The sequence below is a fragment of the Panacibacter microcysteis genome (genome assembly GCF_015831355.1).
Taxonomy (GTDB): domain Bacteria; phylum Bacteroidota; class Bacteroidia; order Chitinophagales; family Chitinophagaceae; genus Panacibacter; species Panacibacter microcysteis.
Window position 1 is genome coordinate 223,670 of sequence record NZ_JADWYR010000003.1, and the last position, 23,967, is coordinate 247,636.

Annotated in this window: 24 protein-coding genes; 16 read left to right on the top strand and 8 right to left on the bottom strand. The window is 43.0% G+C overall.

Annotation, left to right across the window (positions count from 1 at the left end; translation table 11 throughout):
- Positions 1–830 precede the first annotated feature (830 nt).
- From radA to I5907_RS20370, 8 genes are all read left to right on the top strand, one after another.
- The gene (gene radA / locus I5907_RS20335) at positions 831–2,204 is read left to right on the top strand and encodes a DNA repair protein RadA (RefSeq protein WP_196992689.1); all 1,374 of its coding nucleotides are present in this window, start codon (positions 831–833) and stop codon (positions 2,202–2,204) included.
- A gap of 39 nt (positions 2,205–2,243) precedes the next feature.
- Positions 2,244–2,945, top strand: coding sequence for a ComF family protein (locus I5907_RS20340; RefSeq protein ID WP_196992690.1), 702 nt, complete (start codon positions 2,244–2,246; stop codon positions 2,943–2,945).
- Between the two features lie 74 nt (positions 2,946–3,019).
- The gene (locus I5907_RS20345; protein ID WP_231402206.1) at positions 3,020–4,441 is read left to right on the top strand and encodes a choice-of-anchor Q domain-containing protein; all 1,422 of its coding nucleotides are present in this window, start codon (positions 3,020–3,022) and stop codon (positions 4,439–4,441) included.
- Between the two features lie 82 nt (positions 4,442–4,523).
- On the top strand, positions 4,524–5,087 hold the full coding sequence (locus tag I5907_RS20350; protein WP_196992691.1) for a glutathione peroxidase: 564 nt from the start codon (positions 4,524–4,526) through the stop codon (positions 5,085–5,087).
- A gap of 96 nt (positions 5,088–5,183) precedes the next feature.
- Positions 5,184–6,398 carry a DNA polymerase III subunit gene (locus I5907_RS20355; protein ID WP_196992692.1) on the top strand — a complete coding sequence of 405 codons (1,215 nt, stop codon included), beginning with the start codon at positions 5,184–5,186 and terminating at the stop codon, positions 6,396–6,398.
- A gap of 411 nt (positions 6,399–6,809) precedes the next feature.
- A complete protein-coding gene (locus I5907_RS20360) occupies positions 6,810–8,180 on the top strand; it encodes a PSP1 domain-containing protein (RefSeq protein ID WP_196992693.1) in 1,371 nt (456 codons plus the stop codon).
- A gap of 125 nt (positions 8,181–8,305) precedes the next feature.
- Positions 8,306–8,488 carry a hypothetical protein gene (locus I5907_RS20365; RefSeq protein ID WP_196992694.1) on the top strand — a complete coding sequence of 61 codons (183 nt, stop codon included), beginning with the start codon at positions 8,306–8,308 and terminating at the stop codon, positions 8,486–8,488.
- A gap of 49 nt (positions 8,489–8,537) precedes the next feature.
- The gene (locus tag I5907_RS20370; protein ID WP_196992695.1) at positions 8,538–9,434 is read left to right on the top strand and encodes a hypothetical protein; all 897 of its coding nucleotides are present in this window, start codon (positions 8,538–8,540) and stop codon (positions 9,432–9,434) included.
- Positions 9,435–9,568: 134 nt separating this feature from the next.
- Here the strand turns inward: I5907_RS20370 and I5907_RS20375 are convergent, their stop codons facing one another.
- From I5907_RS20375 to dtd, 3 genes are all read right to left on the bottom strand, one after another.
- Positions 9,569–10,558: a YihY/virulence factor BrkB family protein gene (locus I5907_RS20375; RefSeq protein WP_196992696.1), complete on the bottom strand. Its 990-nt coding sequence runs from the start codon at positions 10,556–10,558 to the stop codon at positions 9,569–9,571.
- 123 nt (positions 10,559–10,681) lie between these two features.
- The gene (locus I5907_RS20380; RefSeq protein ID WP_196992697.1) at positions 10,682–11,032 is read right to left on the bottom strand and encodes a nucleotide pyrophosphohydrolase; all 351 of its coding nucleotides are present in this window, start codon (positions 11,030–11,032) and stop codon (positions 10,682–10,684) included.
- A gap of 55 nt (positions 11,033–11,087) precedes the next feature.
- Entirely contained in the window at positions 11,088–11,540 is a 453-nt protein-coding gene (gene dtd / locus I5907_RS20385; RefSeq protein ID WP_196992698.1) for a D-aminoacyl-tRNA deacylase, read from the bottom strand.
- 96 nt (positions 11,541–11,636) lie between these two features.
- Here dtd and arfB point away from each other — a divergent pair, with 96 nt between their 5' ends.
- Positions 11,637–12,038, top strand: a complete 402-nt coding sequence (gene arfB, locus I5907_RS20390; RefSeq protein WP_196992699.1) for an alternative ribosome rescue aminoacyl-tRNA hydrolase ArfB — start codon at positions 11,637–11,639, stop codon at positions 12,036–12,038.
- A gap of 22 nt (positions 12,039–12,060) precedes the next feature.
- On the opposite strand, the gene I5907_RS20395 is transcribed toward arfB, so the two are convergent.
- The gene (locus I5907_RS20395; protein ID WP_196992700.1) at positions 12,061–12,675 is read right to left on the bottom strand and encodes a hypothetical protein; all 615 of its coding nucleotides are present in this window, start codon (positions 12,673–12,675) and stop codon (positions 12,061–12,063) included.
- A gap of 177 nt (positions 12,676–12,852) precedes the next feature.
- Here I5907_RS20395 and I5907_RS20400 point away from each other — a divergent pair, with 177 nt between their 5' ends.
- A complete protein-coding gene (locus I5907_RS20400; protein ID WP_231402207.1) occupies positions 12,853–14,364 on the top strand; it encodes an oligosaccharide flippase family protein in 1,512 nt (503 codons plus the stop codon).
- Positions 14,365–14,525: 161 nt separating this feature from the next.
- Here the strand turns inward: I5907_RS20400 and I5907_RS21860 are convergent, their stop codons facing one another.
- Positions 14,526–14,651 carry a hypothetical protein gene (locus I5907_RS21860; protein ID WP_283016304.1) on the bottom strand — a complete coding sequence of 42 codons (126 nt, stop codon included), beginning with the start codon at positions 14,649–14,651 and terminating at the stop codon, positions 14,526–14,528.
- Positions 14,652–14,991: 340 nt separating this feature from the next.
- Between I5907_RS21860 and pafA the strand changes: the two genes are divergently transcribed.
- On the top strand, positions 14,992–16,638 hold the full coding sequence (gene pafA / locus I5907_RS20405) for an alkaline phosphatase PafA (RefSeq protein WP_196992701.1): 1,647 nt from the start codon (positions 14,992–14,994) through the stop codon (positions 16,636–16,638).
- Positions 16,639–16,722: 84 nt separating this feature from the next.
- Here pafA and I5907_RS20410 read toward each other — a convergent pair whose 3' ends face one another.
- Positions 16,723–17,442: an SAM-dependent methyltransferase gene (locus I5907_RS20410; RefSeq protein ID WP_196992702.1), complete on the bottom strand. Its 720-nt coding sequence runs from the start codon at positions 17,440–17,442 to the stop codon at positions 16,723–16,725.
- Positions 17,443–17,576: 134 nt separating this feature from the next.
- The gene (locus tag I5907_RS20415; protein WP_196992703.1) at positions 17,577–18,365 is read right to left on the bottom strand and encodes an EI24 domain-containing protein; all 789 of its coding nucleotides are present in this window, start codon (positions 18,363–18,365) and stop codon (positions 17,577–17,579) included.
- A gap of 32 nt (positions 18,366–18,397) precedes the next feature.
- Between I5907_RS20415 and I5907_RS20420 the strand changes: the two genes are divergently transcribed.
- Together I5907_RS20420 and I5907_RS20425 are read left to right on the top strand one after the other, a co-directional pair.
- The gene (locus tag I5907_RS20420; RefSeq protein ID WP_231402208.1) at positions 18,398–19,054 is read left to right on the top strand and encodes a DNA-3-methyladenine glycosylase; all 657 of its coding nucleotides are present in this window, start codon (positions 18,398–18,400) and stop codon (positions 19,052–19,054) included.
- 81 nt (positions 19,055–19,135) lie between these two features.
- Positions 19,136–19,915, top strand: a complete 780-nt coding sequence (locus tag I5907_RS20425) for a hypothetical protein (RefSeq protein WP_196992704.1) — start codon at positions 19,136–19,138, stop codon at positions 19,913–19,915.
- 122 nt (positions 19,916–20,037) lie between these two features.
- On the opposite strand, the gene I5907_RS20430 is transcribed toward I5907_RS20425, so the two are convergent.
- Entirely contained in the window at positions 20,038–22,665 is a 2,628-nt protein-coding gene (locus tag I5907_RS20430) for a TonB-dependent receptor (protein ID WP_196992705.1), read from the bottom strand.
- Between the two features lie 380 nt (positions 22,666–23,045).
- On the opposite strand from I5907_RS20430, the gene I5907_RS20435 reads away from it, so the two are divergent.
- The 3 genes from I5907_RS20435 to I5907_RS20445 are packed head-to-tail and all read left to right on the top strand — an operon-like array spanning position 23,046 to position 23,967.
- Entirely contained in the window at positions 23,046–23,321 is a 276-nt protein-coding gene (locus I5907_RS20435; RefSeq protein WP_196992706.1) for a YgaP family membrane protein, read from the top strand.
- A gap of 36 nt (positions 23,322–23,357) precedes the next feature.
- Positions 23,358–23,561 (top strand): hypothetical protein, encoded by a 204-nt coding sequence (locus I5907_RS20440; protein WP_196992707.1) that lies wholly within the window; start codon positions 23,358–23,360, stop codon positions 23,559–23,561.
- A 25-nt stretch (positions 23,562–23,586) separates the two neighbouring features.
- Positions 23,587–23,967 carry a T9SS type A sorting domain-containing protein gene (locus tag I5907_RS20445; protein ID WP_196992708.1) on the top strand — a complete coding sequence of 127 codons (381 nt, stop codon included), beginning with the start codon at positions 23,587–23,589 and terminating at the stop codon, positions 23,965–23,967.

Sequence of the window (23,967 nt, forward strand, 5' to 3'; positions counted from 1 at the left end):
ATTAGTTTTGATTTCTGTTAAACAGCGCAGTTACAATGCTTAAAGCCTAAAATTACCATTATATTTTTCTTAACAATCAGAAAATGAGCCTTGTTTTTATACATTTTTCAAAAATTGCCAGGATATTATCATGTTTTTTTCAGTTTTTGTCTCAATAAATTGTCACAAAACGTAGTCAAGCTTTTATTAATCAATTTTATATATATGATAAATGGTATGTATTTTTTGCGTAATGTAAAGCCTGCAAGGATTTATTAAAGCCAGCACCGCCAATCCTTAAAGTTTTCAACAACGAGAAAAAATAATTTTGAAATGAACCTCAAAATTGTAATTTAGTGGCAGAATTTAATGGGTTAGTAAGTAAAGGGTCGGCATTCTTGCCGACCTTTTGCTTTATATAAATTAACGCATTAAAACTATCTTTTCACAGGTTCAATATGGTTTGTTTGGTTCTTGTTTTTAAATCAAAACTTTACCGGCAGCACACAAGGTTTGCAACTGTTTAGATTGTTGGCTGCAACAAACCCGATGGACCGGAACGCCACTGCCGCCATAAAAAACCAAACGCACAAGTGAGTGACACAACAGGCGATGCCATTACTACCGATGCTGGTTACCTAACATCTTTCTATGCATTTTTTGGTTTATGAGCCCGGCGGTTGTGCTGCTATGAAGCTTCCGTTGCGTCGCACTCTTGTACTGCAGCAAAACATCAGCAACGATACTGCGTATACAGGTGCCGTGTATAAAAAAATCAATACACATCATGGGTTGTTGTACTTCTTCAGCATTTATACCATGTATCATTGCATCACAATTATCTTTACGTAATGAGCAAAATAAAAACGGCGTTCTTTTGCGGCAATTGCGGTTATGAAAGTACCAAGTGGCTGGGCAAATGCCCGGCCTGTAATGAATGGAACACATTTATTGAGGAAGTTGTAGATAAAGGTGCCAGGAAAACAACTGAAACCTGGAAATCTTATCATGCAGATAAAAGAACCGCTGCTGTTGTAGCGTTGAATGAAGTAAGTACCAAAGCAGAGAGACGAATAACAGCAAAAGACAGTGAGTTAAACCGCGTACTCGGTGGGGGCATTGTGCCCGGTAGTATTGTATTGGTAGCAGGAGAGCCGGGCATTGGCAAAAGCACATTGCTTTTACAGGATGCACTCGAACTACAGGATGTTGTAACACTATACATAAGCGGGGAGGAGAGTGAGCAACAGATAAAAATGCGTGCAGACAGGCTTAAAATAAGCAATGAAAATTTTTACCTGCTTACTGAAACATCCACACACATCATCTTCCAGGAAATAAAAAAACTAAAACCCGATTTTGTGATTGTGGATTCTATTCAAACTTTACAATCTGATATTGTAGATTCTTCAGCAGGCAGCATTACACAGATAAGAGAATGTGCAGCCGCTTTCCAGCGTTTTGCCAAAGAGACTGATACGCCGGTTTTTTTGATCGGTCATATTACCAAAGACGGCACCATTGCCGGGCCGAAGCTGCTGGAGCATATGGTAGATACTGTTTTGCAATTTGAAGGTGACCGCCACTATGCGTATAGAATTTTACGCACACTTAAAAACCGTTTTGGCAGCACGGCAGAATTAGGTATATACGAAATGACCGGCGACGGTATGCGCCCGGTACTAAACCCATCGGAAATTCTGATTAACCAGAAAGAAGAACAACTGAGCGGCAGCGCCATTGCTGCAAGCATGGAAGGAATGCGCCCGCTGTTGATTGAAGTGCAGGCATTGGTAACACAGAGTGTATACGGCACACCACAGAGAACGGTTTCTGGTTTTGATCTCCGGCGGTTACAACTGCTGCTGGCGGTGCTGGAAAAGCGCGGCGGTTTTCAGTTTGGCGTAAAAGATGTGTTTGTAAATATTGCCGGTGGCCTTAAGGTAGAAGACCCATCGATTGATCTTGCAGTAATCTGTGCATTGCTTTCATCTTATGAAGACATTCCGTTGCCGGCGCACATTTGTTTTGCAGGTGAAATAGGATTGAACGGAGAGATACGCGCTGTAAACAGGATAGAGCAACGTATTGCAGAGGCGCAGAAATTGGGTTTTGAAAAAATCATTGTCTCAAAATTTAATAAGAAAGGTTTTGATAAAAACCAGTTTAAGATAGAAGTAATTGCGCTTACACGTGTAGATGAAGTATACCGTTATTTGTTTTAACGTGTAAATATTTTATATTTAAACAAACCTTTTTTTGAAATGCCTGCCACCCTTACTCAAACGTTCCACAGCTTTATGCACCTGTTTTTTCCGCACGTATGTGAAGGTTGCGGAACAGACATTATAAATAATGATTCCATCTTATGTGCAAAATGTTATTTGCAACTGCCTGTAACAAACTTTATTGCAGATAAGCACAACCTTGTTGAGCAAAAATTTTACGGCCGGCTGCAGGTGGAAGCTGCAGGAGGTGCATATTACTTTACCAAAGATAGTTTGTTAAGAGACCTTATAGCAGGGCTTAAATACCACGGGAATAAAGAGATTGGTTTTTACCTGGGAAGACAACTGGGCAGGATGATGGCAGCAACAGACCGTTTTGATAACGTAGATGCGATTGTGCCGTTGCCGCTAAACCCGCGAAAAGAAAAGAAGCGCGGTTACAACCAGGCTGCAATAATAGCAGCCGGTTTAAGCAGTGCGTGGCAAAGACCGGTATTAACAGGTGCAGTGGAAAGAAAAATTTTTACTGAAACGCAAACACACAAAGACCGGGTAAGCAGGTGGCAATCTATGCAAAATGTTTTTGCCGTAACCAACCCGGCAGCCATAGAAGGCAAAAATATCTTACTGGTAGACGATATTATTACAACCGGCGCAACGCTTGAGGCATGTGGTGAACAGGTATTGTCTGTACCCGGAACCACACTGTATATTGCCACTGTGGCATTTACCATTTGACAACTGCATAATGCTGGCCCGGATACCCGGGATGAAATCAAAAAGATAAATTGACAAACGTGTAATGACCATGTATGCATTTTCATATTACATTTGAAAGAATGAAAGCGAGGAATGTTGTCTTTAGCATAACGGTGTTGTTACTGCTGTCATTAGCTGCCTGTAAAAAAACAGGTTTTACAGATAGTCCCAACGCTTTTGTATTTACATCTGCAGACACTGTACATTTTGATACGGTTTTTACTTCGGTTGGCTCGGTAACGCAGTCTTTTAAGATCTTTAATGCCAATGATCAAAAGTTACGCATCAGCAATATTGTACTGGCTGGTGGCAGCGCTTCTTTCTTTCATATGAATGTTGATGGTACAGCAGGCAACGCTTTTACGGACATAGAAATAGCACCCAACGACAGTATTTATGTGTTTGTTGCAATAACAATTGATCCAAATAACAGCACGAACCCGTTCATTATACAGGACAGCATCAAAATTGAATACAATGGCAAAGAAACCTTTGTGCAACTGGATGCTTACGGGCAAAATGCAGTATTCTTAAACAATGCTGTTGTAACAAAGGACACTACCTGGAAAAACACGTTGCCGGTTGTGCTGAAAGGCATACTAACCGTTTCCCCTGCAGCCACGCTAACCATCGAAAAAGGTAGCCGCATCTATTGCCATGCCGGCGCTGGTATTATGGTAGATGGCACACTTACCGCCGTGGGCGAAAAATACGACAGTACTCAGATTATTTTTCGCAATGACAGGCTGGATGAATATTACAGGGATTTACCGGGAAGCTGGCAGGGCATTACCTTTAATAACAGCAGCATCAATAATGAACTCGCCTTCGTATCACTGCTAAACGCAACCAATGCGCTGGTGTTAAAAAATCCTGCATTGAACGATAACCCAAAACTTGTAATGGAGCAATGCATTGTCGATAATGCGTCAGGCACCGGCATATTTGCGGCTTTCAGCAGCCTGCGGGCAGTTAACTGCCTGTTGAGTAATTGTGGCCAGAATATACAAATTGCTGCAGGCGGCAGGTATAATTTTGACCATTGTACGGTGGCATCTTACAGCAACAGCTTTTTGTCGCACCAGCTTCCGGTACTTGCGTTAACTGATTATGATGACAATGACCAAATATTTCCATTGCAGGCATTGTTTACCAACTGCATTTTTTATGGCGGGGAAGGATTTGTTACAGACGAGATCAGTACAGTGCAGAAAGGTAACAGCACATTTGAGACTACATTTGAAAATGTGTTATACAAAGGCAATCAGCCGGCCAATGCAACTTTTACCAGCAGCATACAAAACGAAGACCCGGCTTTTCTGGCCATTGATGCTTTTAATAACAGGTTCGATTTTCATTTGCAGGAATTCTCTCCCTGCATAAATGCAGGAATGCAGACGGGCACCACAATAGACCTCGACGGCAAAGAGCGCGGCAATGATCCTGACATAGGCTGCTACGAATCGGGCTTATAAAGCCTGTAAAAAACTTTACACAATCTTTAGGCTAAACCTTTTTACTTTTATACTGTTAAACAACACCATAAAAATGAAAGGAATGAAATTACTAATCGCAACGCTTGTGTTTGTTGCATGCACTTCGGCAACAGTGGATACAGCACGCAATGCCGCAACAGAAAGTATTGCTGCCAAAACTATTTACGAATTCTCCATTAAGGCACTCGATGGCAGCACCATTGATTTTTCTAAATACAAAGGCAAGAAAATCCTGATTGTAAATACAGCCTCAAAATGCGGATTTACGCCGCAGTACGAAGGGCTGGAAAAATTATATGAAGCACATAAAGATAAACTGGTGATCATCGGTTTTCCTTCAGATAATTTTGGCGGGCAGGAATACAAAGACGATACGGAGATCTCTGCTTTTTGCAAAAAGAATTACGGCGTTACTTTCCCATTAACCACAAGGGTTGATGTGAAGGGCAGCAACACAACGCCTGTATACAAATACTTATGTAACAAGAGTGAGAATGGCGTGCTTGATGCGACCATTTCCTGGAACTTCAACAAGTTTATCATCGATGAGAATGGTAACCTCCTGGCTCATTTCGACAGTAAGGTTACGCCCGATAGCCCGGAGTTGCTGAAATACCTGAATTAGAAACCGCTTATATTTTAAAAGAAGGTTGATAAAAACTTATCAACCTTTTTTATTTGATGCCAAACCAAAAGAGGTGCAAAACCTATCTTCGCAACTATGCTTTTCAGAGATGTGATAGGGCAACAGGCAACCAAGCAGCAGCTATGCGAAATGGTGCAGCACAACAGGCTTAGCCATGCGCTGCTTTTCCTTGGCAAAGAAGGTTCGGGTGCATTACCGCTTGCACTGGCATTTGCCCAGTATGTAAGCCTTAACCCGCATGCGCAACCCGCCCAAAACGCAGGCCCTTCCTTGTTTGGAGAAGAAGAGCCGGTTGCGCCAAATGTACCTGCAACACCTGCTGAAGCAGACGCCTTTATGGAAAGACATGAGGCGTACAGTAAAGCTACCAGGTATATACATCCTGATATTCATTACGCCTATCCTGTAATTCCGCGCAAAAGCGGCGACAAACCCAAAAGCACCGATTATATAACCGAGTGGCGTGAGTTTATTGCGCAATACGCTTATGGCAATGCATTTGACTGGCTGCAGTTTATAGGTGCAGAAAACAAGCAGGGAAATATAACAGCCGAAGAATGTAACGACATCATCCATAAGCTAAACCTGAAAAGTTTTGAAAGCGAATACAAAGTTCTCGTGCTCTGGATGCCGGAATACCTTGGTAAAGAAGGCAACAAACTTTTAAAGCTTATTGAAGAACCGCCCGCCAGTACACTTTTTATCCTCGTAGCAGAAAATGAAGAGCAGATATTGCCTACTATTCTGTCGCGCTGCCAGTTGGTAAAAATTCCGTTGCCGGAAAACAGCGAGATAGAAAAGGCACTTATTGAGAGAGCCAACGCCACACCTGCAGTTGCAGCCCAAACCGCCGCCATTGCAGAAGGCAATTACCGGGAAGCGCTGCAGTTACTCCAACATTCGGAAGAAGACTGGATAAGCCTGCTCAGCGACTGGCTGAAATTTGTCATCAGGGGTATGTTGCCAGACCAGGTGAAATGGGTTGATGACATTAGTAAACTGGGCCGCGAGAAGCAAAAGCAACTGATCCTTTATTTCAATCATCTGCTGGAACAAAGCATACGCCTGCGCGTAATGGGCGAGAGGCTGGCCATTTCAGATAAAGAAAAAGACTTTGCACAACGACTGAATAAAATAACCTCGGTAAGCCAGCAACAGGTCATTATTGAAGAGCTGGACAAAGCCACATACTACATAGAGCGCAATGCAAACGCCAAAATGCTCTTCCATGCCTTAACAATCAAAATGTACCACATCATTCAGGATAAAGCCCTATTTTTGACCGATTGAGGAAGAAAGATTTTTGTGCTGGTGCAGAAATGGCTTATGCCCGTTGATAATGTTGAGTTTTTTTATGTGCCCGGCATTTGAATAAATGGCATCGCCTGTTGCGTCGCACTCTTGTACCGTTGAATCGTTATTGAACAATAGGAAAGCCCTGCAGGGGCAGGTAATGCAGCAGCAATAGTAATGATATGGTCTGTCAAACTCCGCATAGCGCAACATTTACACCGCTAAAAAAATGGAGTCTAAAGGTTGCAGCCATAGTACTGATGGCATACTGCGCCCCGCAGCTGCGTAAAGAACCAAGCGTACAAGTGAGTGACACAACGAAAGCTCAATAGTATTCCTGCAGCTTGTCACACAATAGTCTTCTTCCGCCTTCTTAAACAATACATCTAACCACGTAAATTAACAGATATGGGTTGTGGAAGTTGCGGAACGGGCAAACCTAACGGTTGCAAAAGCAATGGCGGGTGCAGTACCGGTGGCTGTAACAGGCTAAACGTGCACGACTGGCTGATGAACCTGCCATTCAGTGATCCTGAAAGTTCCTGTAAAATAATCGAAGTAAGTTTTAATAACGGCAGCCGTAAAGATTTTTTCAGGAATAATACATTGCAGTTTTTTGAGAAAGGAGAATATATAACGGTAGAGGGTGTAAGCGGTTTTGATGTAGGCGAAGTAAGCCTTAGCGGCGAGCTGGTTCGTTTACAGATGAAAAAGAAAGGTGTGGATGAAATGAACCCTGATCTTAAAAAAGTATTGCGCCGCAGCTCAGACAAAGATATTGAGCTGCACCTGCAGAATAAAGCCAGGGAAAAAGCAGCATTGGCCAGGAGCCGTTCCATTGCCATTCAGCTAAACCTGCAGATGAAGCTGATAGAGGTAGAGATACAAAGCGATGGAAAAAAAGCCACTTTCTTTTATACTGCTGAAGACCGCGTAGATTTTCGTGAGCTTATCAAGATCTACGCATCAGAATTTAAAGTAAAGGTAGAGATGCGCCAGATTGGTATAAGACAGGAGGCTGCAAAGGTTGGCGGTATTGGCAGTTGCGGCAGGGAGCTATGCTGCAGTACATGGCTCAACGATTTTAAAAGTGTAACCACTACGGCCGCCCGCTACCAGAATTTATCCATCAATCAAACCAAGCTGAGCGGCCAGTGCGGCAGGCTGAAGTGTTGTTTGAATTATGAACTTGATACTTACCTCGACGCGCTGCAACATTTTCCCAATAACGCAGAAACACTGCAAACCACCAAGGGTACCGCAGCTCTCATCAAAAAAGATATTTTCAAAAACCTGATGTGGTATACGCTGCCGGGCAGCAGTATGCAATACCCGCTTACCATACACAGGGTAAAAGATATTTTGAGGGCCAACCACCGCGGAGAGGCTGTTGATGATCTTAAACCGGTTGATCTGAGTGCCAACAAAATTGCCGCAGAAGTGGAGCATGCATTTGTAGATGTGGTGGGGCAGGTAAGTTTACGCAGCCTGGAAAAAACCAGCAAACGCCGGAATGAGAAAGAGCGTCGTGAGCAGCGCGACGGACGTCCTGATAACAGGCCTGACAGGCCGCAGCAAAACAGGCCGCAACAACCAAACCGGCCCCAGCAGGGCAGACCTGAAAGCAACAGGCCCGAAAGACCGCAGCAAAACAGGCCGCAACAGCAACGGCCACAGCAGGGGGGTGGCCAGCAGCAGGGTGGTGAAAGAAGAAATGAGAACAGGCCCAAACCTAATTTTCAACCAAAGCGCCCTCCACAACCGGGTGGCAATAAATAATATTGTTTGATGACGCGCCGCTTTGCGGCGCGTTTTTTAATGTTCTCGCATGCACCTGCCCAATTCTTATAAAACGGAGTTATCTGACAATGGCTTTGCTGTAACAGCGCGTATTTTTACCGATTATGAAATCGCTGCTATGCGAGGTAACGTGCAGGGTGCCAAAAGGTGGAGTAATGCTAATGAAACCACTCCTGCTTTACAGTTCCGGCAGAACAGTTAACAACAAAAGACGAAGGGTCATTCATATAGAGTTTACAAGCGCTGAACTTCCGGGCGGGCTGGAATGGTCTGAAAAACTGGCTTGAAGCACCGGAAAAGACTTTTCTTTATTTTGCACCTAAACCCTCGCCAAACATGAAAAAACTTTGCTGCGTCTTACTGCTTATATCTGCATTGGCTTCCTGTAAAAAAGATAAGTCTGAATTATTGGTTGGCCGCTGGGATTTTACCCGCCTGGAAATGCCTGCCATGTATGACCTGATCGGTAATATAAAACTTGCTGTAGACAATGACGAGATTGCATTGAAGCGTTTTCTGCTGGGCAATAAACTCATCCTGCGCAGCGACAGCACTTTTGATATGGTGATGCTGAAGCAATACATGCATGGCAACTGGCACTACGATAAAACCAGCCAGCATCTGCTGCTGGATGATGCATCGGGTGATGCGCTTGATATAACCGTGCGGGTAGACAGCATAACCGGTACAAGGCTGATCTTTGACATTGACCAGTTCTCGCTCAATAAAATCGTTAACAGGCATTCGTCTGCAGATAATTATTACGACCTGCTGCTGAATAAGGCTTACTGCCAGTTTTACCTGGATCTTGACAGGGACAAGTACAATGATATAAAAGACGATCCTTATAGTATTGAAAACAATAAATGGCGTATACAACCCTCGGCAGCCGAGAGCGATGCACAAATAAAAGACCGCGTGTTGAACCACCTTCATTTCTGGAAATTATTGTTCGCGGACGGACAGCAGTTTGAGCGGCCCTTTATTTCTTACAACTGGTTCGACTCGCCGCTGGTGGTAGCATCTAACGGTGTGCAGTTAGACTTCCTGTACAAGCATGATAAAGAATGGGCACAAAACTTTTATGATACTGCGCAGGCGCAAAGAGGTTATGAAATGATGGACAAAGGTTTTGACAAAAAGCTGAAGTTTATGAAAACCGATAACAAATACGCAAAGCAGGAAGATATGATGAAACAACTGATCGAGAATGTTGACCAGTCTGCGAAATAATATGACGGTAGTTGTTTACCCGGCTTTAAATTGTAGCCTGGTAAAGGAAAAGGCATCGTTGCTGCACACGGCGTTGCAGTACAAGTGAGTGACACAACGGAAGCCCCACAATGTTACCAGAGCCGGCAAACAAATTATTCTTTTGGTACTTCTTTGTCGATGGTTATCTCATGCGCTTTTACAGAAGTCTTTACTGCTGTCTGCTGATCATCGAGCGATCCTTTGCTTTCTACCTCTATCTGCTGCACAAACACTGCATAAGTATTGGGGTAAATATGCGCGCCGGTATACTGCGCATATACCCTTGTAAAGGCCGCACCAAAATAAAGGATAATGGCAGAGTAATATACCCACAGCAAAATGATGACAAGAGAACCCGCTGCGCCATACGAGCTGCTGACATTGCTTTTGCCGAGGTACAGGCCAATGGCAAACTTACCAATCATAAACAGCAGCGCTGTGGTAAAGGAACCCGCCCTTACCGTGCGCCAGTGGATCTTAGCATCGGGCAACACTTTAAAGATTATTCCAAATAAAAAACTGATGGTAATAAACTGCAGCAGTATGTTTACGCCATACACGATGTATACTTCTGCTCCCGGAAAAAGATTTACCAGCCGCTCTACCAGTAAACTAAGCAATGCATTTATCACAAGCGATACAAGCAGGATAAAACCAAGTGTTACCACCATAGAAAAACTCAGTAGCCTGTTGATGAGCATTTTCATCCAACCTTTGCGTGGCTTGGCTTTTAGCCGCCATATAAGGTTGATGGAATCCTGTATTTCAGCAAACACACCTGTTGCCGCAAAAATGAGCGCAATAATACCAATGAGTGATGCCCAGGTAATATCGTTTGATACGGTGGCATTTTTTATCAGCTCCTGTATTTGCAGGGCGGCCTGCTGGCCAACAAAAGATTGTATTTGTGCATACAGGTTACCTTCTATGGCATCGCGGCCCAAAAAAATATCGCACAGTGTAATAATAACAATGAGCATAGGTGCAATAGAAAAAACGGTATAGTATGCCAGTGCGGCGCTCATGCGGGTTATCTTCAGATCCCCAAAATCTTTGAATGTCTGCTTTAGAATTTTCCAGATGTCTTTTACTGATACACGCATATTAACTGTTTATTTTTTTGGAGACCGGCACTGGTACTTCGTGGCATCGCCTGTTGTGTCACTCACTTGTACTGTAGCGCCGTGGGCAACAACGATACTGCATAGCTTACGCGTTGGCAATACTTAGAGCTTATGGTAATTTTTATCTCCATCCAGTTTTTCGTTGTTCCTGTGGCGCTCCGCATCCCGTATATTTTTTTTCTCAAAGTTGCGCTGCAATGCACTCGTAAGGTCAACACCCGTTTGGTTGGCCAGGCAAATAAGCACCCAAAGAACATCGGCCATTTCATCTGCTATTTCTTTGCCTTTATCACTTTCTTTAAACGATTGCTCGCCATAAGTACGCACCATCAATCTTGATAACTCTCCCACTTCTTCCATTAATATGCCAAGATTGGTTAATTCATTGAAATAACGAACGCCAACGGTTTTTATCCATTCGTCTACCTGTGCCTGTGCCTGTTGAATAGTCATAAAGACCTTTTAAGTTTATTATTCATTTTATTTTTCACCTTTCTTCGGGGTTCCTTTACTCTTTCAGCTTTGTATCAATAAGAATCGTCACCGGGCCGTCGTTCAATAACTTTACTTTCATGTCTGCACCAAAAATGCCGGTGTAAATTTTCTTCCCAAGATCCGTTGTCAGTTGTTCAATCATTTGCTCATACAAAGGCACAGCAACAGCGGGTTTGCTGGCTTTGATGTAAGATGGCCGGTTGCCTTTTTTGGTAGCTGCGTGCAAGGTAAACTGGCTCACCAGCAGTATATCTCCACCATATTCTTTCAGGCTGATATTCATAATACCCGCCGCATCGTTAAAAATGCGCAGGCTAACGATCTTGTTGCTTAACCATTCAATATCTTCATTGCTATCAGCATCTTCAATACCCAGCAATACAAGCAGGCCTGTGCCAATGGCGCCGGTAACCTGCCCATCAACCGTAACAGATGCTTCTGTAACCCTTTGTATAACGGCTCTCATAACCACGAATTAACGGCAAAACCACGAATTGGCTTTCATTCCGCCTTATTTTAAGCTGATTGTTTATAATTCGTAAAAAATTGTGTAATTCGTTGTATGAACATCACAGGCGAAATAATCTTTCAAACGGCACGTAGCGGCGGTAAGGGCGGGCAAAACGTAAACAAAGTTGAAACAATGGTAGAGGGCCGCTGGCATGTGATGAATTCCACACTTGTATCAGCAGCGCAAAAACAACTGGTACTCGAAAAACTGGCCACCCGCATAACGTCAGATGGTTTCCTGCTCGTAAAATCACAAACAGAAAGAACGCAACAGGGCAATAAAGAACAGGTGATCAGAAAAATGCATGCACTGGTACAACAGGCACTTGTAAAAAAGAAAGTGCGGATTGCCACCAAAGTTCCCAAAGCAGTGAAAGAAAAAATACTCGAAAGAAAAAAACAGCAGTCTTCGGTAAAGCAAAACAGGCGCAAACTAAAACCGGGTGACTTTTAGCACCCGGTTGCGATAGTATTTGTCATTGTTTTTTTGCTTTAAGTTTCATCAACGATTCATTAAAGTTTACGATTTGTGCAGAGTCTGTGCTGATCCCGCTTTCCAGCGCAGATTTTTCTTTCAGCAGTTCTTCCAGTTTTTTCTTCTTTTTTTCCAGGTCTTTATTTGTGCCGGCCAGTTGCACGTACAGTTTATGCTGCTCAAAATAATTGCTCTGCAGGAAGGCTGCAAAGTCTTTTAGTTCGCTCCATGCTTTATCATCATACGAAAAGAAATTTGTGCCGCTTTTAGCTGCAGCCATGTAAACAACCGATGCATCTTTTCCTTTTTGTTTCTTTTCCTCCACTACAAAATAATAATCAAAGGCATCGCCTGCAAGCTCCACTTTGGCTCTTTTAAACAACATATAGCCAAGTGATTTTTTGATGATGAAACCTTTACCTTTTTCTTTTTCAATGTGAAGGCTGTCGAAGTACCCTTCAATTGCATCTTCGGCTTCGTCCTGGCTAAGGTCTGAATCAAAAATTACGGCAGAACGAACGGTTGTGTCAATGGTCGTTCTGCCATCTCTTACCTGTGCATGCAACAACAGCGTACAAAAAAAGCCTGTAAAGGCAAGCAGGAGTTTCTTATTCATAAGCAGTTTTTTTACAAAAGAAAGATAATAACATAACAAATGTGTACCACTTAAATTTTCCGTATACGTGATTATGTACAGGTGCACCATAAAATTATCTCCGGTCATACACTTTCACATTGTTGTACAATCAACAACATAAAAACTACCATTACATTTGTACGAAATTTAGCACGATTGAGCAGCATTAAAAAATTAGCGGGGCAAACGATCTGGTATGGGGTTAGTTCTATTGCGGCGAGGTTCATCAATTACCTGCTTACGCCGCTGCTTACATACAACCTGGCACATAAAGAAGATTATGGTAAGATCGGCTTAATTTATTCTGCGATTCCTATTCTCAATATCATTTTCACATACGGTTTTGAAACTGCCTATTTCAGGTATGCATCAAAGGAAGAGAACAAAAGCAGCATTTACAGTACTTCTTTTTTATCCCTGCTGTTTTCTACAGTACTGCTTACAATCCTACTGTTTATATTCCAGGATGGTTTTGGAGCGGCTATCGGGCTGCAGGGTTTCCCCGCTATCATTCAGCTAAGCATACTCATCATAGCAGCAGATGCGATAAGCACCATACCCTTTGCCAAACTACGGCAGGAGCAACGCCCAAGAAAATATGCATTTATAAAGATTGCAGGCATTCTTATCAACATTGCTGTTACATGGTTTTATGTAGCCTGGTGCCCCAAACATGTAAATACAGATGCCAACAGCTTTTTAAACATACTCTACAGCCCGCAGACAAACCCTGTCGTCTACGTGCTGTTAGCCAACCTGATACAGAGTGTATTTACGCTTGTATTGTTAACCGGCGAAATAAAACAGGTCAGCTTCAATTTCAGCAGCAGGCTATGGAAAGAAATGATGCTTTATTCACTGCCGCTTGTTGTGGCAGGTATGGGCGGTATGATCAACGAAACCTTCGACAGGCTTATGCTGCGCTGGTGGTTGCCAGGCAGTGTAGCCCACCGCGAAGCAGAAGTGGGTGTTTATAATGCATGCTATAAGCTCTCTATACTTATTACCTTATTTATACAGGCGTTCAGGCTCGGGGCAGAACCATTTTTCTTTAAACAGGCAGAAGGCGGCAGCCCGCAGAAAACCTATGCACGTGTCATGAAGTTCTTTGTAATTACCGTATGCGTTACATTCCTGCTCATCACTTTATTTATACCTGTCTGGAAGCATTTCATCAGCGAAGCTTATTGGGATGGTCTAGGTGTTGTGCCGGTATTGGTACTCGCTAATATATGCTTGGGCATTTACTATAACCTAAGTATATGGTATAAGTTAAGTAACCGCACCAGCGCGGGGGCCACCATCACCTTTATAGGTGCAGGCATTACTTTTCTCATCAATTTTTTGTTTATACCATACTTCAGTTACATGGCCAGCGCCTGGGCCACATTTGCCTGTTATGCAACAATGATGGTTACCAGTTTTGTGTGGGGGCAAAAGGCGTATTACGTGCCCTACGCCTGGAAGAAATTACTGGCTTATATCACGATCGTTATACTATTATTTTTTGTTCATAAAGGCGTTAATGCCATTTGGGAAAACGACATCTTCTCGCTCGCAACCGGTGCCCTGCTTACGACAGGTTTTGTGTATTTTATTCTAAGAGTGGAAAAGAAAGAATTTGTTGCCATGCCTTATATAGGCCGGTTTATTGCAAAGGTTGTATGATTATTTGTGTACCGGCTGTATGGCTACTATGGAGCTTTTGTTGTGTCACTCACTTGTACGTTCTTTACGCTCTTCAGCATATGCGGCCACGCTGTTTTATCACATAACCGCACGTAACAAACTTTTTAAAGAACAAAAAACAAACATTGATACAAGATTCTTTAAAAGCCCTGGTACATAACATATATCGTTGCGCCGATAAAGGCAATCATAAGAAACGAAACCACAAACATGGATACTCTTGTTACGCGATGATCAGCGGTAATTTTCTTTAGCACAGTTTTCATAACAATTATCTTTTACACCCGAATATTTCCAAAAAAGTGCCAGTTGAAAAACTGGTTTGTTTTTGCTTTAGATAAACCGACATACGTCAAAAACTGTGGAACTATTTCAACAAAAATGTTGCTTCAAACACCCGTTTACCGGTTCTGCGGCTTTTAGCCTCCCGCACGGAGTACTACCTGCGCTCAATGCCTGGCGGGGTTTGAATCCGTTTCCGGACACGCGTTAAAAGCATCTGGCAGGTATCGGGAACCGGCCCGGCAGTAACGCCTGTTTTATCTATTTGTGAACAGCAGGTAATAAAAACTACGCATCCCTATCTTTGTCCGTAAATACTGTTTCATGCGCAAGTTTCTAACCTTATTTGCTGTTATTCTTTCCGTTCATTTTTCTTTTGCACAAAAACCTCCAGCGGGTATGCAGGGTGTTCAAAGACCCAAACTCGTGGTAGGTATCGTAATAGATCAGATGCGCTGGGATTATCTTTATCGCTATAACGATTTGTTTAAACCCAATGGTGGTTTTAAAAGATTACTGAACGAAGGTTTTACCTGCGAGAACACATTTATTCCGTATACGCCTACTGTAACGGCAGCCGGCCATACCTGCGTATACACCGGGTCTGTACCAGCTGTACATGGCATTGTTGGCAATAACTGGTACGACAACATGCTAAAGAAAGGTGTTTACTGTACAGATGATGACAGTGTACAAACCGTAGGAAGTACTACAAACGCCGGTAAAATGAGCCCCAAAAATATGTTCACCACCACCATAGGAGATGAGCTTAAACTAGCTACCAATTTTAAAAGCAAAGTGGTGGGTGTGGCCATTAAAGACCGTGGTGCAATACTGCCGGCAGGGCACGCGGCCAATGCAGCCTACTGGTACGATTATAAGACCGGCGATTTTATTACCAGTACCTATTACATGAATGATCTGCCGGCATGGGTAAAAGCATTCAACAGCCGGAAACTTGTTGATTCTTTCTATAAGCTTAACTGGAACCTTTACCTGCCCGAAAACGTGTATACGAAATACTGTACTGCAGATGATAAGCCTTACGAGAATAAACCACTCGGAAAAATCACCTCTACATTTCCATACGATCTCACAAAATTTGCCGGGAAGGAATATGGACGCATCGCTTCCACACCGTATGGTAATTCGCTTACTGCTGAAATGGCGATAGCGGCTGTAAAAGCCGAAAACCTGGGCAATAATGGTACAACAGACATGCTTACCGTCAGCTTTTCCTCACCTGATTATATCGGTCATGCGTTTGGGCCAAACTCATGGGAGCAGTTGGATGATTATGTAAGGTTAGATGAAACCCTTGGCCGTTTCTTTACTTACCTGGATGCCACCGTAGGCAAGGGGCAGTATACTGTTTTTTTAACGGCGGATCATGCCGTGGCACATGTACCTAACTTTTCAATCGAAAACAAATTACCGGGTGGCGCATTCAACGATACCAAAGTGCTGAGCGATATGAACACCGCACTGAAAGAGCAATTCGGCTACGACAAGCTGGCACTTGATTTTGTTAATTACCTCGTTGTTTTTAATAATAAGATCATTGATTCTGCAAAGCTTGATAAAGAGGCCATACACAAAGCCGCTGTTAGCATACTGTTGCAACAAAAAGAAATTGCACAGGCATTTGAGATCGGTGAAGTAATGGAAACACCATTGACCGCAAAGCAAAGAGAGATGATCAGTAATGGTTATTTTCCTGCAAGATGCGGAGAGGTGCAATTTATTTTAAAACCGGGTTATGTGGAAGGCAACGGCAACGGCACCTCGCACGGGTTATGGAACCCTTATGATTCACATATTCCTTTGTTATGGTATGGCTGGGGTATAAAGCATGGTAAAACCAACCGCGAAACATATATGACAGATATTGCTGCTACCATTAGTGCCATGCTGCATGTGCAAATGCCAAGCGGTTGCATCGGGCATGTTATTGAGGAAGTAATGAAATAATTTACGACTACACGTAAAATATACAAGCGGCGCAAATGATTGTATGCGCCACTTGTTTTACAATAAGATGATTATTCTTTCTCGTTAACCTGCATACAACAAAAAAATCACCAGCTTCTTGTGTATATCAATATTTACCTGCTTCCATTCTTTCACTGTTTTTGTTTGAATGCTTTCGTTTGCACCGGTTATATCTGCGGCAATACAAATCTTTGTCTCGTTCCTGCAGGTGGCAAGTAATGTTTTAAATAACTGGTTGTTGCGGTAAGGCGTTTCAATGAAGAGTTGTGTGCAATTCTTTATTGCTGAATATTCTTCCAGTTCTTTGATGGCTTTTTTCTTTTCCTGGTCATCAATAGGCAGGTAACCAACAAACTGGAAAGATTGGCCATTCATGCCGCTTGCCATAAGCGCAAGCAGGATGGAACTTGGCCCCACAAGCGGCACCACGGTTGCATGCATTTCCTGCGCCACTGCAATAAGTAGCTGCCCGGGATCTGCTACGCCGGGGCAGCCTGCCTCACTTACAATACCAATGTTTTTTTGTTGTTTAATACATTGCGCAAACTGTGTTTTTGCTGCTGCTTCCGCTTTGTGTATGGGGTACCATTCGTAATCGTCAATCACCATTTCTTTCCAAAGCTTTTTAAAAAAACGCCTCGTGGTCTTTTCGTTTTCCACGAAGAAGACCTGGCAATCTTTTACAGCCTCAGTAATGTATGCAGGCAATGCGTGCAAAGCTTTTTCATCTTCGTGCAGTACAGTTGGTATAAGATATATTTTACCTGTAGATTGTTGATTCATGGTATAATTTTTTTCGGCTGTGTACTAAAGCTCCTGCATAACCGGAACGCTGCAGCCGCCATAAAAACGGAACCCTGAAGTGAGTGACACAACAGGCGATGCCATGCAAACAAATGCCCGTAACATCATCATCATTAATTTGCATTGCTAACGGGCAATATACTTTCTTTTGGCTTTACCTCGTGCATACTAAAGGTGGCCGCAATTACTGCGTAAGCCGGCGCAAATACCCAGCCTATAACGGGTACAAGGTGTATGAGATAAAATATAAGGCCGTTGCCTATAGCCAGCCCACGGTGGTTGCCGATATAATAAATACTTTCTGCAGCATTCATTTTGCGACGCTCGCAATTGTAATCGAGCATACTGAAACCATAATAGTAACATTCTACCATGAGTGCGATAAGCGGCGCGCCCATGCCGGCAATCGGTATGAGTGATAATAACAAAATGGCTACTACGTAAACGGTTTGCCAGAACGCATTCCGCAGCGCTATTTTTATGCCCCGCCACATGTCTTTAAGCAGTTGCGGCATACTGAAAGGGTAATCTGTATTATTGAGTATGGCATCTGTTTTTTCGCTGAGGTAGGCAAAGACCGGGGAACCAATAATGAGCCAGGTATATTTGAACAAAGAGAAATACAACATTACTTCCACCACCAGCAATGCCAGTGCAGCCAGTGTAAAAAGAAAACCGAGGATGCCGCTGTTGATCTTATCGAGCCATGCTTTTAAACCTGTTTTCAGGGTAAGCCACTCATTAAAATTGTTGGCCGTATGTATAAAATAATACATGGAAACAAAAAACAGCACAGCGTAAATAATACCGGGTATAATGATCCACTTCCAAAGCTTATGCTTACGGATAAAAGCATGCGCTTTAAAATAGCTTTGTATAGAGATGATGATTTCTTTTAACAATGCGGTTATTTTAGCGGTTAAATTTAGGAGAATTGAAACGTTTTGAACCTAATTATATTGACAGCAGCATTTTGCTGGATGCAGAACGGAGACTGCGCAAAGACTTTTATAACAGGCCCGATGTGTTGGTTGTTGCGCAGCAACTGATCGGTAAAATACTTGTCACCAATTTTGACAACCGGTTAACGGCCGCAAGAATTGTGGAAACAGAAGCTTATAATGGTGCTGCTGACAAGGCATCGCATGCATACAATAACCGCAGAACTGCAAGAACGGAAATAATGTTTGGAGAACCTGGTACGGCATATGTTTATTTATGTTACGGAATACATCATTTATTTAACGTGGTCTCCAATGCAAAAAACATACCGCATGCAGTTTTAATAAGAGGTGCAGAACCGGTATATGGTATTGATGTAATGCTTGATCGTTGCCGTAAGCTGCAATTGGATACTACGATCACCAAAGGGCCCGGCAATGTGTCAAAGGCATTGGGTATTTACACAAGGCATACCGGTTTTGATCTGTTTGGTACAGCAATATTTATTGTAGATGACGGCTACCATGCGTACGATAAGGCTGTAATTGCCTCTGCACGTATAGGTGTTGATTATGCTGCGGAAGATGCCTTACTGCCTTACCGGTACTATGTAAAGGGTAACCCTTTTGTAAGTGGTAAGATTAAATAACAATGATGCTTAACTATAAGGTTATTTAAAGCTCAGTGTAGGGCAAATGCTTTTATTTTGCTGCACTAAACTAAACCCTTTATGCAAAAAGCGTTGCTCATTTCTGCAAGCCTTTTATTTATGCTGGTGTTCAGTGGCTGCACCAAATCATCAGTTTCGCCGGAAGAAGAATATTGTAACGAGTTGAAGAAAGTAAAGATCGTTACTGCTAAAACTTCCTATTATGTGGGAGAGCCTATCCAGCTCGATGTTTCAACGGTTGTTAGCGGGTATTATACGTGGCGCCACAGTAAGATGCCAAATGATATTTCGCTCGATGAAGATTACTACACAGATTATGCAACCAAAATAAACGAAGGCTGGTATTATCTTACCATCAGTAATCCCGATTGCGAAACGCTACATGACAGCATTTATATCGAAGTGATCAATGAGCCTGTTGATGCACCCTGCGATCCATCAAACAATACGGCAAGTTTTTCAAGCATCCCCGATATCGCTTTTTCTACTGCCACCTATGGTATAGATTATACCTGGAACCGCAGGTACATTGGCGGTTACCAGTCTTTCGGCTATCCTGATATCAACGTTTATTTTCACCCTTTCTGGTTAGAGCAGGAGCCCGAAGATGGTGAGTACACAGTTGCCACAGGTGGTATGGCCTTTGGCAGCGAAAATGTATATGAAGTATTTATCACCTCTCTGTATAGCAGCATCTTTTTTCAGCCAACCGGCGGTAAAGCATATGTTACACACGTAAATGGCAAACTACAGGTTACATTCTGCGGTGTGGAATTAACGGGCAGTATTGGTGGTCCTGTTTATAAAACCACCGTAACAGGCAGGTTAACGGCACAGTAAATTTGGTAACCGGCAGTTGTAGTACTATTGAGCACCGGTTGTGTCACTCACTTGTGCGTTCGGCACTTTACTCAGCAAACGATGCGCGAAAACGGTTGCCATTCAAATGCGTTGTACAAACGCTAATTAAAATGCTGCAGCCTGAAGCTTACACTCAGCATAAAATATCTTGAAAGTGTATTGGTAGTGGTATCCAGCATATAGCTGTCTCCAAAAATCCTGGTGGTATTGTTGTTTTCATTTAGCAGATCAAAGGCTTTGAGCGAGATGGCTATTGCTTTTTTATCATCCACGTACTGCCTTATGTTGGCATTGAGCAGGTTTACGTTATTGTTCAGATTTTCATTGCTTCCTTTAAGACTGCGGTAATCATAATCAATGTTGATCTCTGTTTTTGCTGTTGGCCTTACCGTTATAACCGGGTTAACCGTAATATAGCCTGTAGATACATCCATGTCTTGCTGCAAACTGTACCTGCTGCTTTGTTTGGTAAAGCTCACATTGGTACGCACATCCAGCCATTCTTTACCATCATAGATCAGGCCTGTCAGTACACGCATGGTTTTAAAAGTACCGGTATTTTCCATGCCGTTTAAAAGGTTGCCGGCAGCAGCACCGCTGCCTGATACATTGACGTTCCATTTCAGCTTATCGTTGCCTATATGAAAAGGTTTATAAAAAGTGCACCACGCATTCCAGTTGTATGCGCCTCCGGTATTAATGGGCGTAATCACCTGTTTGCCCGTTGTTTCATCGTACACAAGGTTTGTACTAATGTTGTTCGAAAGAAAGGAAATGCTGGCCAGTGCATTTAAACCGGTTTCTTTTTTACTGCTGTACCAGTTCAGTTTGTATTTGAGCGTTTGCACCACGCTGTATTGCAGGTCAGGATTTCCCAGCCTGGTGTACAATGGGTTGGTATTATCAATGATCGGTTGCAACTGAATGGCATCCGGTGCCCTGATGTACATATTGTAATCCAGGTTTTGCTGTATTTTTTTTGCCGTTATATACACGCCCGCATTAGGCAGCAGGCCGCTGAAGGCTGCACTGTAACTGCTGTCTTTGTTAAAGGTATTGCTGTTAATCGCCGCCTGCTTCCATCTTAGTCCCGCAAAAAAGCCGGCCTTTTTTGTGTGGTAATTGTAGGTAACTGCAGCGGTACCCGATTTTGATGTATTATCAAAATGATTGCTGATATCAGCCAGCAGTAAATCGTACGCGCCAGTCGCGGCATTGTACGCATAAATGGTTTTAGGCAGATCATTGTTGTTGTAGTTAATGCCATACGAGAAAGACAGCGTGCCATTTGCAGTAACCGGTTCGTTGTAAGAAGCAGTGGCTACCACATTTTTGCCGGTGTTTTCCTGGTTGTTCAGGCGGTTTTGCAAAACGCCGGCTAAGGTGTCAGGGTATATATTGTGGTAAAGGCTGAACAACCGGCCATTGCCGGTATTTAACCTGTTTACCAGTTCAAAATTGAAACTTCTGCCATTGGCGGCAAGGCGCCTGTTGTAGTTAATGCTGCCATTCAGCCATTTAGATTTATTGTTCCCGTTCAGCGAAGAAGACCCTTCGTTGATGATCGTTGTTTTATCGGTGCCTGCTGTGGTAAATACTGCATTGCTGCTGCTGTTATCAGCAGAAAAGCCTGCAGACTGGTTGACCTTTACCACCGAAAAGGAATCGGGCCTGTATTCCACGTACAGGCCTGCACCAATGTTCCTGTTTTTGTATTGCCCGTTGTTATTCTCAGCGTAGTAGCCGGATGAATCTACCAGGAAATTTTCGCGGAATAGTTGCTGACTGGTCTTGTTGTTGCTGCTGTTATAAGCTGTCCAGATACTTACATCCATTTTTGTGGAAGCAGCCGCGTAACTTGCTTTTACGGCAGTGGTGGCAAGGTTGCCGGGTGCGTTTGCGTCTGTATTGCCGTTGTTGGTATTAGAGGTGTTTGCAATAACAGAAAGTTTTGTATCGTAGTGCAGGTAGTTGGTGGCAGACCGCGCATCATACGTGCCCGGTGTACCTGCAGCCAATGCAGTGTTGCCAAATACGCCGCGTTTTTTATTCTTCTTCAGGGTAATGTTGATGATCTTTTCATAACTGCCATCGTCAGGGGTACCTTCCGGTTTTTTGTTGATCACCTGTATTTTATCAATCATATCTGCCGGGAAGTTTTGGGTAACCGCTTTTATGTCTGCACCAAAGTAGGGTTTGCCATCAACATAAATCTGTGTTATCGTTTCACCACTTGCTTTTATTGCACCGCTTTTACTTACTTCAATGCCGGGCAGTTTTTGAAAGATGTCTTCTGTTGAAGCATCTTCACCCAGTCTTATTGCTGACGCATTGAATTCGAGTGTATCATTTTTTACCACTACTGCCGGTTTCTTTGCGGCTACCACCACTGCTGCCAGCGCGTTAGACGATTGCTGTAAAACAACAAAGCGTGGCAACAGGTAACTGCCTGCTATTGCTGAGAATGGCATATAATAATCTTCGAAGCCAAGTGCGCTTACGTGCAGGATGAACTTGCCATCTTTTAAATGTTGTATGGTTAAATGACCGAGGCTGTCTGTGATCATCTTTTTTATTACCGTACTGTCAGAACTTTGAATGGTAATAACCGCCGGCACCGCCGAGGAATCTGCAGCAATCACCTGGCTGGTAAAAAGTTTGTTTTGAGAAAAGGTTGCTACAGGCAGCACTACGATGAGGAGGAAAAAAAACACACGTCCCAATTTCATTCGGCTCTTTTTTCAAAAGAACGTAGTATGCCCAATAAAATTTAGGATCGTGAAGGGATGCCCTGCATTTTAAGTGTATTTTAAAATGGCAACTTACATTATGTAAAGCAGTGAGTGTACATATCATGATCTCTCTTTATATCAGCACGAATGAAGTTTGGCTATGCTTTATTTTTATTGTGCTTTACATTGGGTTGCATGGCCACGAAAATATAAACTGTTGCGAACTGCTGCCATAAAAGTGGAACGCACAAGTGAGTGACACAACAGGCGATGCCATAAAAAACAACAGCCTGCACCATAAGAGCATTTACAGGCAATCAATCTGCACCAGCTACTATTTGCGCATGATAATTGTTTCATCTATATAAAACACACTTATGAACAACATTATCGACATTCTTACCGGCGATGTAAACATCAGCAAGAAAGAAAGGGTACTATCAACTGCAGGCGGACTTGCATTGGTTATTGCAGGTTTGGTATCTATGAAAAAGAAACCAGGTATATCATGGACTGAAATAGCAACAGGTGCCTTGCTCCTGTATCGTGGCACTACCGGGCACTGCCCGTTGAATGCAGCACTGGACCGTAATACAGCAGCTGATGAGCTGGCAGAAGATGCAGAAGAAACATTCGATGAAATGGCCTCTTAACTGAGGTATATTTTACCACTGTAAAAATGCCTGTATATGGAAAAAAAGCAACAAACCACCGGGAAGTTACCGGCCGATGCGCCGGCTGCCGTTAAGAGAAATACAAATACAGACGAGAATGTAGAGCGTGCCTACGATGAGCAAACTGCTGCAGTTGACAATACTGAGGAAATTGATGGGGACGATGCTGCACACGACGCATTGAAAGAAGAGGCAGCAAAGAATGGCATGGATTTTTGACCTCCTTATAAAAAAAGGAGTTCTTATGCAACGGATTTTTACAATGATTTGTGTGATTGCATTAATGAGCCTTAACGGCGCCAGTGCGCAATCCGGCAGCAACAACATTGCGATGAATACATTTATGGCAAAGCCGGGCAATAGCGCAAGTCCTGCCAATGTAAGCATGTGGCCAAACCCGGCCAGCGGCAGTGTAAATGTATATATTAATTCCATCAGGGAGGGAGACAGGGGGCAGGTTGTGTTGTATAACGCAGCCGGTAAGCCCTGCATCATTAGTAACCTGCAGAATGGTAACAATAAAGTTTTCTTCAATGCATTGCCCGCTGGCATGTATTACGCCAGCATAAAATTGAAGAACAACATTGTGTTTTCGAAAAAACTTATTGTTACAAAACAGTTTTAG